The 15,012-nt window shown below is 29.1% G+C and carries 11 protein-coding genes and 1 riboswitch; of the genes, 10 read left to right on the top strand and 1 reads right to left on the bottom strand.

Features of this window, described 5'->3' with window-relative positions; all coding sequences use genetic code 4:
* The first annotated feature begins 12 nt into the window (after window positions 1-12).
* From dnaE to gap, 7 genes are all read left to right on the top strand, one after another.
* The gene (gene dnaE, locus AACL07_RS03020) at window positions 13-2,940 is read left to right on the top strand and encodes a DNA polymerase III subunit alpha (protein ID WP_338983184.1); all 2,928 of its coding nucleotides are present in this window, start codon (window positions 13-15) and stop codon (window positions 2,938-2,940) included.
* The gene (polA, locus tag AACL07_RS03015) at window positions 2,940-5,621 is read left to right on the top strand and encodes a DNA polymerase I (RefSeq protein WP_338983183.1); all 2,682 of its coding nucleotides are present in this window, start codon (window positions 2,940-2,942) and stop codon (window positions 5,619-5,621) included. Before dnaE ends, polA begins: the two co-directional genes overlap by 1 nt.
* Before the next feature lies 1 nt (window position 5,622).
* Window positions 5,623-6,447 carry a DNA-formamidopyrimidine glycosylase gene (gene mutM, locus AACL07_RS03010; protein ID WP_338983182.1) on the top strand — a complete coding sequence of 275 codons (825 nt, stop codon included), beginning with the start codon at window positions 5,623-5,625 and terminating at the stop codon, window positions 6,445-6,447.
* 158 nt (window positions 6,448-6,605) lie between these two features.
* A complete protein-coding gene (locus AACL07_RS03005; RefSeq protein WP_338983180.1) occupies window positions 6,606-7,871 on the top strand; it encodes a DnaD domain protein in 1,266 nt (421 codons plus the stop codon).
* Window positions 7,872-7,874: 3 nt separating this feature from the next.
* On the top strand, window positions 7,875-8,759 hold the full coding sequence (locus AACL07_RS03000) for an ATP-binding protein (RefSeq protein ID WP_338983178.1): 885 nt from the start codon (window positions 7,875-7,877) through the stop codon (window positions 8,757-8,759).
* A gap of 81 nt (window positions 8,760-8,840) precedes the next feature.
* Entirely contained in the window at window positions 8,841-9,167 is a 327-nt protein-coding gene (locus tag AACL07_RS02995) for a hypothetical protein (RefSeq protein WP_338983176.1), read from the top strand.
* A 186-nt stretch (window positions 9,168-9,353) separates the two neighbouring features.
* Window positions 9,354-10,367 carry a type I glyceraldehyde-3-phosphate dehydrogenase gene (gap, locus tag AACL07_RS02990; RefSeq protein WP_338983174.1) on the top strand — a complete coding sequence of 338 codons (1,014 nt, stop codon included), beginning with the start codon at window positions 9,354-9,356 and terminating at the stop codon, window positions 10,365-10,367.
* 38 nt (window positions 10,368-10,405) lie between these two features.
* On the opposite strand, the gene AACL07_RS02985 is transcribed toward gap, so the two are convergent.
* Complete coding sequence (locus AACL07_RS02985) at window positions 10,406-10,888, bottom strand: MGMT family protein (protein WP_338983172.1); 483 nt, start codon at window positions 10,886-10,888, stop codon at window positions 10,406-10,408.
* A gap of 29 nt (window positions 10,889-10,917) precedes the next feature.
* Window positions 10,918-11,006: riboswitch (TPP riboswitch) on the top strand.
* A 157-nt stretch (window positions 11,007-11,163) separates the two neighbouring features.
* On the opposite strand from AACL07_RS02985, the gene AACL07_RS02980 reads away from it, so the two are divergent.
* The 3 genes from AACL07_RS02980 to AACL07_RS02970 all read left to right on the top strand — a co-directional run bounded on the left by AACL07_RS02980 (window position 11,164) and on the right by AACL07_RS02970 (window position 14,978).
* Window positions 11,164-11,898 (top strand): energy-coupled thiamine transporter ThiT, encoded by a 735-nt coding sequence (locus AACL07_RS02980; protein ID WP_338983170.1) that lies wholly within the window; start codon window positions 11,164-11,166, stop codon window positions 11,896-11,898.
* Between the two features lie 39 nt (window positions 11,899-11,937).
* Complete coding sequence (locus tag AACL07_RS02975) at window positions 11,938-13,806, top strand: ABC transporter ATP-binding protein (protein WP_338983168.1); 1,869 nt, start codon at window positions 11,938-11,940, stop codon at window positions 13,804-13,806.
* Between the two features lie 89 nt (window positions 13,807-13,895).
* Entirely contained in the window at window positions 13,896-14,978 is a 1,083-nt protein-coding gene (locus AACL07_RS02970; protein ID WP_338983167.1) for a hypothetical protein, read from the top strand.
* Window positions 14,979-15,012 lie beyond the last annotated feature (34 nt).

Raw genomic sequence — 15,012 nt, 5'->3', positions numbered from 1 at the left:
GAGATGTCTTAAATGTTAAATTTACTAAACATTAAAAGTTCATACAATTTCTTTCAGTCAAATATAAGAATTGAAGACTACATCAAATTTGCAATCAACAACAAATTTGATGCAGTTTTTTATGCGGATAAAAAAGTAATGTACGGATTAGCTGAGTTTAGTAGTTTAGCTACAAAAGCAAAAATTAAACCAATAGTTGGATTAAGTCTTGACATTAATAATGATCAAGTAATATTCTATGCAAAAAATATAGATGGATTCAAGGTACTTTCAAAGCTCTCTTCTGATTTAAATTCAGATGTAGAAGTGGATGTGAAAAAGATTATATCTAAATCAAACAACAACTTAGTTGTTGTTTATTGTCCTTGATTTGAAATAAATACATCCTTAGCAGATCGTTTGAAATCATTTACAACTGATTTTTATTTTGGTGTAAATGATAGAAACTTCAGAAAATTAGATGGACAAAAAAATCTTGTTTTTTCAAATGAAATAAGAACTTTAAAAAAACAACCAATTGATTTAAATGTGGTTGAAATCTTAAATTCAATTTCTAAAAACTCAAATGAAGATATGGTTCCAAACTGTCATTACTTTGGTGAAGACGAGATTAAAAGCTTCATAGATCCTCAAATGCATAATAAAAATATTAAGCAAATAATTGATGCGTGTTCATTTGATCTGTTTGAATCAAGTGAAAAACACTTAATGAAGTTTGGTGATAAAGAAAATTCATTGGAATTAATATCAAGTACGTGTTTAACTACCTTAAAGAAGTACATTAAATTAAATAATTTAGATATTGAAGAATACCAAAAACGATTAGAATATGAACTTGATGTAATTAAACAAATGGGTTTCATTGATTACTTTTTAATTGTTTGAGACTTAATAAACTTCTGTAGAAAATCAAAAATTATAGTTGGTCCAGGTAGGGGTTCTGCGGCAGGTAGTTTAGTTTCTTTCTTATTGGGAATAACATGGTTAGACCCAATCAAACATGGACTTTATTTTGAGCGATTCTTAAATACAAAAAGAGTAACAATGCCAGACATTGACATTGACTTTGAAGATGAAAGAAGAGATGAAGTATTGGTTTATTTAAATAAAAAATACGGGGACAAGTTTGCAACGATTTCAACGTTCCAAACTTTCGGTGTAAAAAATGCAATCAGAGATTGCGGAAAAGCACTGAACGTTTCTGAAAATGATATTGAAAGAATGTCAAAACTAATTGATCAAAAACATTTATTTGATATTGAAGGTGCAATAGCAAGTTCACCAAGACTGGAAGCTATCATAGATAAATATCCCAATTTAGTTCGTGCAATTAAATTAGTCTTGGGTCGTCCAAAACAAGTGTCAACTCATGCGGCTGGTGTTGTTTTTTGTGACAAACCAATTAGTGAAGTTATGCCTGTTAAAAAAGCAACTACTGGAATTTATCAAACACAATTTCCAATGGATCATCTTGAAGAGTTGGGTTTAATAAAAACAGATATTCTTGGTTTAAGAAATTTAACAACAATAAAAAATACTTTGAGTTTCATAAACAAAGATGAACAAAAAGTATCACTAAGACAAATTGTTTTAAATGATAAAAAGACATTTGAATTATTAAGTAAAGGTGATACTTCAGGAATTTTTCAATTTGAATCAAAAGGGATGATTGAAACTTTGGTTGGTGTAAAACCAAAAACTCTTGAAGACCTTGCTGTGGTTTCTGCATTGTACAGACCAGGACCACAAGATATTATTGGTGAATTTATCAATTACAGAAATAAAAATGAACAACAATTAATTGAACCGCGTGTTGATGTGATTTTAAAATCAACAAATGGGTTCATTGTTTTCCAAGAACAAATTATGGAGATATTTCAAAAGATTGGTAATTTCACTTTAGGTGAAGCCGATATTGTGCGTAGAGCAATTAGTAAAAAAGATTCAAAACAAATGGATCAATATAAAACTACATTTATAAAAAACTCAGTTAAAAATAGTATTGATGAAAAAATCGCAATCAATATTTGAAATCACATCGTTAGATTTGCAGCATACGGTTTTAACAAATCTCATGCTCTTGCGTATGCAATGATTTCATATTGACAGGCGTATTTCAAAGCAAACTATACAACTGACTTTTATTTAGCGCAGTTAAATGCCTCAATAAAAAATGGCTCAAAGACTAGTGAAATAATTCAGGAATTAAATAATAGACATATTAAACTTGATAAACCAAACATCGTTAATCCGATTGCAAAATATGAGTTTATTAATGGGTCAATACAAATGCCACTAACTGTTATAAAAAACATTACTGAAACATTTGTAAGTAGTCTACAAGATATAATGGAAGATAAAGAATGTCAGACAAATGTATATGTAATGTTTCATAAGTTATTTTCTAAATATCCAGAAACAATAGCTAACTATGAAACAATGGTTTATTCAGGAATGTTAGATACTTATGGTTTGGCTAAAACTACATTGTTGAAATTTAAAAAGATATTCTTAGCATTACAAAATTCTAAACCTGCAAAAAATATGAATCTAAAGAACAAAACCGATATTGATAATCCATTGGATTACGTTGCATATGAATTCGAATACTATGGATTTTACATCAATTCACACCCAACAGAAATATATAAACTTTCACTAAACATCAACTCAATTAAAATTAAAGATGCTAATCAGTTAAATAGGACATATGATATTTATGCACTGATTACAAGTGTTAGAGACTTCACTGATAAGAATGATAATAAAATGGCCTTCTTAACAATCGAAGATGAAAGTGGTTCATTAGAAATATATGCTTTTGCTTCGACATATGAAAAATACAAAGACAAAATCAAAAACAATGAATTAGTTAATATAAAAATAAACAATAAAGAATATAAGGGAAAAGTAAGTTCGACATTACTAGAAATAAAATAATGAAAAAAATATTATTAGTTGATGGAAATGGTTTGCTTTATAGAGCGTTCCATAGTTCATCATATTCACAAATGAAAACAAGTAAAGGCATTCCAACAAATGCTGTTTTCACATTTATAAATATGTTAATGAACTTTATCAAAGCTAATGAATATTACAATACTGTTGTTTTACTAGATAAAGGAAAACAAACATTCAGACATGAAAAACTTGAATCTTATAAAGCCACAAGAAAAGATACACCCGATGATTTAAAGCCACAATTTGCAGTTGTTCGTGAATTTCTAAAATCAGCAAATATTGATCACTTCGAAATGACAAATTACGAAGCCGATGATTTGATTGGTTCTTTGGCTAAAAAATATTCAACTGATTTTGAAGTTGAAATTCTTTCAAACGACAAAGACATGTTGCAACTAATAAACGATAACACACACGTTATCAAACAAAGAAATAAAGAAACTACAATTATTGATACTCAATTATTGTTTGAAGAAACTTCATTAACTCCAAATCAAATAAGAGACTTCAAAGGATTATGTGGAGATGGTTCTGACAACATAAAAGGTGTTGCTGGAATTGGTGAAAAAACAGCAACTAATCTTTTGACAGAATACGGATCACTTGACGAAATTTATTCAAACATAGAAAACATTAAAGGCAAAACAAGAGAAAAGTTAATTGCCGGAAAAGAGTCTGCATATCTTTCAAAAGAAATTGCAACAATTAAATGCGATCTTGAAATACCCGGATATGAAAATAATGAATTTAACTTAAATAAAGAAGGCATGAAATTATTTTTAGAAAAATATGAAATGAGAACTTTATTGAAAAAGTTCTCATTTGAAGCTATTGAAAAGAGACCGATAAGTACAACAATAAGTGAAGAAATTAAATATGAAGAATTAAAAACTTGAAATCCTAAACTTGCAGATGAAGTTAACTATTTATATTTAGAAACATTAAACGAAAACTACCACAACTCAACAATAATAGGTGTAAGTATTGTGAATAACAATGGTGGATATTTTTTAGATTTAGAAAAAGAAACAAACAAAGAAATTAATATTTTTAACTGACAAGAAGAATCATTTTCAATTGATGATAATTTTCAATCATTTTTATTAAAATCAAAATTTAAAACATATGACATTAAGAAGACTATATTTGTTTTGAATAAATTAGGTTATAAAACAAAGAATGAAAACTTTATATATGACGCTATGATTGCAGGATATGTTTTAGATGCCAACATTAAATCAAATATATTTGCGTTAAATGAAAAATTTACAAGCAACGAAATAAAAAATACAGATGATGTATTTGGAAAAGGTGCAAAAAGAACAACTGTGATTGAACAAGATGCTAAAGCAAAATACATGATCGATTGTGCAAATGTAATTAAAGAAAGTGAAGTTGAAATAATAAGAACACTAAAAGAAAATGAACAATTGAACTTATATGAATATATTGATCTTCCATTTTCATTTGTGTTATTAGATATGGAACAAAATGGTGTAACAATAGACAAACCAGAACTAGTAAAACAAACTAAGCTAACATTTGAAAAAATAAAAAATATTGAAAATGATATTACAAAAGTTACAAATGAAATTTTTGACGAACCGTTTAACCCGGCATCTCCAAAGCAAGTGTCCGAATTATTATTTAATAAGTTAAAACTAAAGAATATTTCAAAAGGAAGTACAAGTAAAGAAGTTTTAGATGAATTAATTAATGAACATGAAATTGTTGGTTTGATTTTACAACATAGAAAATATTCAAAACTATATTCAACATATCTTGTTGGATTTGAAAGATACATTGAAGAGGATAATAAAGTTAGATCAATTTTTAACCAAACTTTAACAAACACTGGGAGACTATCTTCTGCATACCCAAATGTTCAAAACATTTCTATCAGAGATAATGACCAAAGACAATTTAGAAAAATATTTGTAGCTGAAGATAAAAAAATATTTATTAGCTTTGACTATTCACAAATTGAATTACGAGTACTTGCTGAAATCGCAAACGAAGAAACACTTACTAAAATATTTTCAGATAATAGAGATGCACATGCTGAAGCTGCAAAAATGATTTTTGCACAAGATGAAGTAAGTTCAGAACAAAGAAGAATTGCAAAAATATTTAACTTTGGAATCTTGTATGGATTAAGTGAATTTGGATTAGCAAGAGATTTAAGTGTTTCTGTTCCAGAAGCAAAACTGTTTATAAAAAATTATTATTCTACATTTTCAGATATTCAATCATTTAAACAAAGAACATTAGAAGATGCACTTTTAAATGGTTATGTGAAAATGATTTCAAACAGACGAAGATACATAAGTGAACTCGTTAGTCCAAACAGACAAGTTAGATCATTTGGAGAAAGGGCTGCAATAAATGCTCCAATCCAAGGAGTTGCTGCTGATATATTAAAAGTTGCAATGAATGAAATTTTTGAAAGGAAATTAGACCTAAAATTTGTAGGACAAATTCATGATGAAATTATTCTTGAAATAAATGAAAATGACTTTGACAAAATTAGTTCAATTATAAAAGACATTATGGAAAATGCGCTTGAGTTATTATTTAAAAAACTAAATAGCAATCAAAAACCAAAAGTTAAAATGGAGGTACAGGGATCACGTGGTAAAACATGATTTGATCTAAAATAATATGCCAGAATTACCAGAAGTAGAAACGGTTGTCAGGGTTTTGAATAAACAAATCAAAAATAAGACAATAAAAAAACTAAACATTATTTATAAAAAAATTTTACAAAACACAACAGAAGATATAATTTGTAAAACTCTTGAAGGAAATAAAATATTAAACATATCAAGGAAATCAAAATTCATAGTTTTTGAATTTGAAGAAAATGTAATGATAAGTCATTTAAGAATGGAAGGTAAATGATATTATTATCCAAACTTAGAAACAATTCCATCAAAGCATACTGAAGTTAATATTATATTTGATGACGAAACACAACTAATGTATTTCGATACAAGGAAGTTCGGAACTATTCATCTATTTAAAAAAGATGAGTATGAGAAAGTTAACCCAATTGCCAAACTAGGACCAGAACCTTTTTCCAGTGATATGACTCCTGAAGTTTTATATAAAAAACTTCAGAAAAGAAAAACGCCAATTAAGTCCGTCTTGTTAGATCAAAGCGTAATTGCTGGATTAGGTAATATATATGTAAACGAGGTCTTATTTGAGTGTCAAATACACCCAAATAAGCCGTCTAATGAAATTACATTACTACAATGCCAAAGTATTATAGAAAAATCCATTTTTATTCTAAAAAAAGCCATCGAATATGGTGGAACAACTATAAAAAGCTTCCAATCATCCGCTGAAAATAAAGGTGGATATCAACAGTTTTTAAAAGTTCATTTTAATGAAAATAAACCTTGTAAAAATTGTGGAAATAGTGTAGTCAAAACTTTCATAAATGGCCGCGGTACATATATATGTGTAGTATGTCAAAAATAGAGTGTGTATGTGTGAAACTTTAAAAAACCCATTAAACAATGGGTTTTTTATTTTGGTTATTGATTATTTTCTATAATTTAAAGCAAACTTTTTTAAAGTATTCCATTTTATTTTTTTTGTACTATATTCAACTTAGACATAGAAGGAGGAAGTGCAAAATGGCTGAATTTGAATACAAAATTTTATCATATCCAAACCAAAATTTAATAGATAGAAATTCACTTTCAGCACTTTATCTTCCTATCCTTGGTACTGAGGCCTTTGCGCTATATAACATGCTGTTAATTGAAGCAGAAATAACAAAATCTGCACCTGATTTTTTACTTTCATCTAAAAGATTTGAGAATGCAATAAGTCTTACACAATTAGAAGCACGTAAAGCTTGAAAAATTCTTGGAGCATGTGGTCTAATGGAAATTAAAAAAATACGTGGAGCTGAAAAGTATAACTTTGCGATCAAAGCACCCTTAACTTATGAACAATTTTTTGGCGGGTCAAAAGAAGATGAACAAAAAGGTATTTCAGAAAACCTATGTAAACTTTTATTAAAGAAATTAGGGGATGAAGATTTCAATATTACAAAGTCAATGTTTAGAACAGTAATTTCAGCTAGTTCAAATACTGAAGAATTAGATGATGTAACTGATAGGTTATATGATGTTTTTGATATTGATCTAAATGAATCAGATGAAAACATTGCAGGTGAAATTAGAATTAAAGTTAACAAAGCTTCTCTATTATTAGAAAAAAAATACGATGAACTATTTGACCTATTAACAAATGAAGGAAACTTGATTTTATTATCTAGAAAAAGAAGATTAAAGAAATTGATTATTTCAACCTTCAGAAACTATTCTCTAATTGAAGTAAGTGATTTGTATGAAATATTAAACTCAATGAATGATAAAGAAATTCCTTTAAATGAAAAAACACTTTATGCAGAAGTTCAGTTATTAGAAAACGAATGAACAATGCGCACAAAACAAAACTATTCAGAAAAAGAGTCAAAAGAATCTGAAGCTCTAAACTCAATGGTTGATATTGAGTCACTAGAATATGCGTCAGTAATTGCTGGCAAACAAAACAATATGCAATCAGTTAAAAACATGATTGATGTATTGCGTAGTAAATACATGCTAAAAGATGAGGTGATAAATATCTTAATGTCTTATTCGTCATCTAAAAATGATAGAAAAATTGTTGCAAATTATATATTTAAAATTGCAGAGACATTTGTGTCTAATGGAATTGATTCAATTGAAGAAGCTCATAAGTTTTTAAAATCAATTAAAGAAAAAACTAAGTTCAGTGTATTTTCAAAAAATAATCGTGAAGTAACGTTTGATAAACCAATGGAAGTTGAATATCACGACCCACTTGGAATAACAGATGAAGAAATGAAAAAAATGCTTGGAGAAAATTAATGTATGAAATACGACGTTAAACAAGTAAAACAAAACCCGCTAATCCAAAAGCTGATCAAAGAAAATAAAATTACTGACGAAATTATCGAAGATGATTTAACGGTATTAAATAGATTCTTAAATCAGTTTTTAGAATGTAAAAATAATGGTGGAATGGATAAGTGTGAACAATTTACAAAAGGTAAGCAATTGGATTTATATTTTCAAGACTATAGATTCTATTCTTCGCTAATACCGTGCGTTCATTATTTACATGACAATCCAAATTATTATCAGAACCAAAATTTAATATTTACAGACACAAACTTAGATTCTCAATTTAAGTCAATAAAAGAATTAATTTTAAGTGAATCAAAAAAATCAGAAGTTAACTCTAAGAATATAGCTTCGATTGCAAAAAAAGCAGAAGAAGGATTGTCTAAAAATAAGGGACTTTATTTATATGGAAACGTTGGTGTTGGTAAAACCGAGTTTTTCAAAATAACTGCAAATAGATTTTTACAGAAAGGTAAAAAAGTTTGTTTTATAAAAACGTTGACTTTAACTTCAAATGCTCATGAAGAAATGTTTAGTGAGATAAGATCTAAAAAAACATTAAACATGTGTAAATATGCCGAAGTATTATTTTTAGATGATATTGGTGAAGAAAAACCAACAACATGAAAAAGAGACGAAATACTATTCAACATAATTGACTATAGGTATTCACATAAGTTGCTAACTTTCTTTAGTTCTAATTTAGACTTAAATAAATTAAGAAGTAAATATTCAGCAGTTCACGATTCAAAGCAATCAACTGAAGAAGAAAAAGTAAGTGCTGAAAGAATTGTAGACAGAATTAGAGGGTTGGTAAATGAAGTAGAAATGTTTGGTAAGTCAAGAAGGTAGTTTCAATTAAAAAATGATTATTGAATGTTTACTTTTAGGTGAATAAATAATTTATAATTATAAAAACACCAAGGAGACACCATGAACCAACAAGACAACAGTCAAAAACAAACACTATATTTGGTTGCATACATTTTTGCAATCATAGCTACAGTGATATCTGGACTTTTTATAATTCCATTATTTTGAATGGTACCAATGACTATTATGATTAACAATGCTAAAAAACAAGTAGGAACACCAAACGAAAAACCACATATAGCTTTAGCTATTTGCTCATTACTTTTTCTAGGATTGATTTCAGGAATTTGTATATTGATCGCTGATGTATCGACAAACAATAATACTCAAACAGCAAACACAGTTGTTGTTGAACCAGTTTCAAAAGACGAAGAAGCTACAATTTAATTAGAATTAATTTAACCTAAGTATCGAACAAATGTTTGCATATAAAGGTTATTTTTTAATTAAGTAATAATTAAGTAATAATTAAGTGAGTAATTAACTATTCTCTTTTATAAATCAAAGTAGTATAATTAATTTGTAGTCGAACCATTGCGTTTGATGATCACATACAAAACAGGAGTATACAAAATGAAAAAAATCGCAATTAATGGATTTGGAAGAATCGGTAGATTAGCATTCAGACAATTATTCGGTGCAAAAGACATCGAGATTGTTGCAATCAACGACTTAACAAGTCCTAAAGTATTAGCTTACTTATTAGAACATGATTCAGCACATGGTAAATACATGGCTGGTAAAGTTTCTTTTACAGAAAACTCAATTAAAGTTAACGGAAAAGAAATCAAAATATTAGCAGAAAAAGATGCAAACAACTTACCGTGAGGAAAATTAAACATTGACCTAGTAGTTGAATGTACAGGATTCTACGCTGATAAAGATAAAGCAATGGCACACATTAATGCAGGAGCTAAAAAAACTATTATTTCAGCACCAGCAACAGGTGATTTAAAAACAATCGTATTTGGTGTAAACCACAAGTCATTATCAAAAGATGACGTAGTAGTTTCTGCAGCATCATGTACAACAAACTGTTTAGCACCAGTTGTTAAAGTTCTAAATGATGAATTTGGAATTGTTAAAGGTTTAATGAACACAATTCATGCCGTAACAAACGACCAAAGATTATTAGACTTACCACACGCTGACTTAAGAAGAGGACGTGCAGCAGCATGAAACATTATTCCTTCAAAAACTGGAGCAGCAGCAGCAATCGGAAAAGTTATACCTGCCTTAAATGGTAAATTGGATGGATTATCATTACGTGTTCCAACAATTACGGGATCAATTACAGACTTAACAGTTGAACTTGGTAAAAATGTAACAGTTGATGACATCAACAACGCAATGAAAAACGCAATCAAAAAAGACAAAGACTTAGCATTAGCTATGAACTATGTAGATGTTGAAATCGTTTCAACTGACATTATTGGATCAACATTCGGTACAGAATTTGACTCAACTCTTACAAGAGTTATGACAGTAGACGGTAAACAATTAGTTAAAGTATTCTCATGATACGATAACGAAAACTCATTTACTTCACAATTTGTTAGAACAATCGGACACATGTTGTCTCTATAATAAAGACTTAAAAACATCAGCATTAGCTGATGTTTTTTTTATAGTCCTTTGTCAATTAAGTATTTCTTGATATCAGAACCATATCTGTATTTAACAGAACTATTTGAACTAACAATTCTGTGACAAGGAATTAATAGTGCAATAGGATTTTTTCCAATTTTTGTTGCAATAGAGCGAACAGCTTTTTCATTACCTGCAAGTTTTGCAAATTGCTTGTAAGTTAAATAAGTTTCATAACTGACATTTGCAAGTTGATAATATATGCCTTTTGTATTGTCAGATAAATAATCTAGATAATAGTCTGAGGCATTAAAGACAAATTTCTTTTCTTTAAATAAATTTAGTTTATCTAATACTATGTTATTTTTAGAATCGTCTTCTATTTCAACAATATCAATAAATTCATTAAGTCCTTTGTAGTAAGGTTTGTCCAAACCAATAAAAGCAATTTTATTATCTTTTGTGAGTAGAGAAACTACTTCGTAGTTTTCTCAGTTAAATTTAATTTTATAATATGTCATTTTACCTCCACTATTATTGTATACAATAATAAAAAAGGCAGAGGTAGCGAAAGCTTGAGAAACACTCTTAGAACCTGATCTTGGTAATGCAAGCGTAGGAAGTCCTGAAATGATTTTAATCATGTCTTTTTTATTTGGAGTCCCATATGAAAAATAGACATTTTTTAATTTTAAATATTTCATTAACTGTTATACGGATTTCTTCTTTGATAATAGGTTTTATTTTCTTATCTATGTATATATATAAAAGAGACACAGGGGATAACCCATCGATTATGTATATCGTATTTTTGATAATAACTGTAATGGTATGAATTTCAATTATGGTTTTGAATTTGGTACAAACAATTGTTGAGATCAAAAAAAATATATTGAATGTAGGGATGTGAGTTGTGGCGCTTAGTCTTGAAAGTTTCTTATTATTAAAAAATAAAGAAGACTTTGAGCCAGATTTTGAAATAAAGAAAAACTGAATCGACACCAGAGAAATAGTTATGACATCAATTCTTCTAGCCATTTTTTGAATGTTTTCAGCAATAAATATGTTTATACCAAATCTACCATTTGGTATATCTATTTCCATTAAATTTATCCCATTGTTTGCATCAACAATCTTTTTAAGATTCAGATACTCATTGTGACTTTGCTTGCTTGCGGGGATATCATCATTAATGTTCGCTCCAACAATTATTGCATTTGGTCAATGACTGTTAGAGTACATGTTGGTTCTAATGGTTCCGTGTGTTGGTGCATTGTTCCACGTTAAACGCAGCTCAAAGTTAAATGACTTAAATACAACAATATTAATTTGTACAATTCCATGATTGCTAATATTTATATTTAGAGTCTTAGCAAGTTCAATATATTGATTTGAGTACGCGTGAGATGGTTATAACATAGTGTTATTTGCAATAATATTTAATTTACCAAATACAATGATCGACTTTATAGTTTGCTTGGTTTTACTGCCTGTGTTTTTAAAATTAAAGCAAAACATAAAGATAAAGTAATTATTGTAGGTATAATAAATTGATAATTAAGGAGTTACAATGAAAGAATACAACGTACCTGAAGTACCAGAAGAAGTTTTAATCAAAAACCAAGTTGAGCAAAAAGTAGCTAGAAAAGCATTTGTTAAAACGATTATTTATTATTATGTAAAAGAATGAAGATTAACTATCCCATTATTTTTCATGGCACTTGTATTTGCAGCAACTTCATTAATGCTACCTTTAATCACGTACCAATTAACAATATCAGTTAGATATTTTGAATTTAATGAAACGGATGTAATCAATGGACTAACTATCCCGTTTTGAGGATTGGAGTGATGAAAATTAACTGCAATTACAGTGAGTATTGTCTTGGTTTACTCAGTGGTATCTTATATATTTGATTATGTGGCTTACATGGTTGGTAGAAGAATTGAAATAGATCTAAGAAATAGATCATTAGAGTCTTTAGCAAGACAAGATATATCATATTACTCAGATAAAAAAATTGGAGAGATACTAACAAAGGTCATTTCCGACACACAAATAGTGAGTGATCAAGCTGTTCAAGTTCCGACTCAATTTGGTATTTCTATTTTAGAGTTATTTGCTGGAGCAATTATGATGTTTGTTTTTGCATGACAAATAGCAATTGTGACGGTAACAATATTAATGATAATTTTGCTTTCAATGTTAATTTCATTTGGAGTAACAAGAAAACGTGTTGAAAAAGTAAGGGAATCAATTACTGAAATCAATGGGGATGTAGCAGATAGAATTTCAACAATTCGTTTAATTAAAGCCACTGGTACAGAACAATATGAAACAGATAGATTCAAAGAAGTTCATAAAGAATTTTACAAAAGAGCAAAAGTGGTTGGGCGTGCTCAAGCAGTAATGCTAACTACTTTATTTGCTGGTGTAATGGTTGTTAAGTTTTCAACAACACTTGCAGCAATTATCATTTTCGGAGTCATAACACAAAGACCCGAATTCTTTGACAACGATTTCGTAGCATTCAGTTTAGCTGAAGGTATATTGATTGGGCCACTATTCCAAATAATGAACTCATTATTTGGATTAGCCCAAGCATCAGTTGCGGCAAAACGTGTAAACGACGCAATTGAAGCAACATCAATTATGAACCCACATTATCATGATGGAATTAAAATTGCATCAATTGATGGGAACATTGAATTCAAAGATATTGAATTCAGATACCCAGAGAAACCTCAAAAAGTTGTACTACCAAAATTTAACTTCACATTTGAAGAAGGTAAATCGTACGCCTTTGTTGGAGAAACTGGGTCAGGGAAATCAACGATAGCCAAATTATTATTAAGATTCTATGATGTGTCATCAGGACAAATAATAATAAATGGCGAACATGACTTAAAAGATTTAAACTTAGCAAGTTACTTATACCACATAGGATATGTTGAACAAGATCCTCAAATTCTATATGGTGATGTTTATGAAAATATTAGATATGGTAGATTCAATGCAACTGACGAAGATGTAATTGCAGCAGCTAAAAAAGCTGAACTACATGATCTAATTCAAGCATGACCCGAAGGTTATGAAACGGTTCTTGGAGAACGTGGTTTCATGTTATCAGGTGGTCAAAAGCAAAGACTTGTTATAGCTAGAATGTTCTTAAAAAACCCAAGTATTTTAATTTTAGATGAAGCAACTTCAGCATTAGATAATATTGTTGAAAAAGAAATTCAAGCTAAACTAGATGACTTAATGGTTGGAAGAACTTCAGTTACAATTGCGCATAGATTATCAACAATTAAAAATGTTGATCAAATAATTGTACTTGGTGCGAATGGGGCAGGGATTGTACAAACAGGTACATTCAATGAACTAAAAAACAAACCAGGACACTTCCAAAATTTATACAAAGCTGGATTAATGGCGTAAAAAAACTTTAAAAGTTTTTTTTTTTTTTTTCAAAACAATAGGTATCTACATTTATGTGTAATAAAATATAGACATATAAGGGAAATGATATGTACAAAATTAACGACAAGACAGAATTAATTAAAGGAATCAAATCAAGAAACAGAATAGTTATGCCACCAATGGATACACTAATGGCGACTGATGGATTTGTGAACGACTTTCACATTCAACACTATGGAGCGCGTGCTTATGGCGGAATTGGAACAATAATAATTGAATCAACCGCTGTATCAAGTGAAGGTAGAATTAGACAAAATGATTTAGGTCTATGAAAAGACGAACAAATTGAAGGATATAAAAGAATCGCTTTACTTGCTCATCAAGCAGGATCAATAATAGGTGCTCAATTAAATCATGCGGGTGCTAAAGCTGAACTTGAAGAACTAACAATGGGGACTACAAATTTCTATAGCTATTTGGATCAAAAAAACTTTAGACTTACAACAGAAAAAGATTTACAAAGAATTGAAAATGATTTTGTTAAAGCATCAATGCGTGCCAAAACATCTGGTCTTGATTTTGTAGAACTACATGCCGCTCATGGATACTTATTGAATGAAATATTACATCCAACTTTAAACGAAATAAACAAACAAAATAATATGGTCGACAGATCAAAAATGATCATTGAAATTTTAAAAAGAATCAAAGAAGAAGTTGATATCCCGGTTGGTATAAGACTAAGTGTGTCTGACGATTTGAATTCATCAAAATTAAAAATTGAAGATTTTAAACCATTCATTGAAGCTATTGAAGAATATGTTGATTATTTTCATATATCAAGTGGAAGTACAATTGGAGCAAGAAATCAAGTTGAAATAACACCAAAACCAACAACTAAGATGTTTAGAATCCCATATGCAGAACAAGTAATGAAATGAACAAAAAAGAATGTAATTACAGTTGGTAACTACAACACAATAGAAGATATAAACTACGCACTCTCAAAAAACATACCATACATCGCCATTGGCAGAGAGGCGCTATATAATCCTAACTTACTTATAAACTCGCTTTTAACAAGCGATCAAATGAGCGACGAAGATTATCATTGAAATAAAAATCCATGATTTAATCCGAAACAGTACACAAAATTAATGGAAGAAATTAAAAGTAAATCTAAAAAGTAAATCAAAAATTAGAACGATAAAACCCATTCAAGCT

The sequence above is a fragment of the Spiroplasma endosymbiont of Othius punctulatus genome (genome assembly GCF_964019505.1).
Taxonomy (GTDB): domain Bacteria; phylum Bacillota_I; class Bacilli_A; order Mycoplasmatales; family Mycoplasmataceae; genus TIUS-1.
The sequence above is the reverse complement of the archived record's forward strand: the minus strand, read 5'-3'. Positions and strand labels throughout refer to the sequence as shown.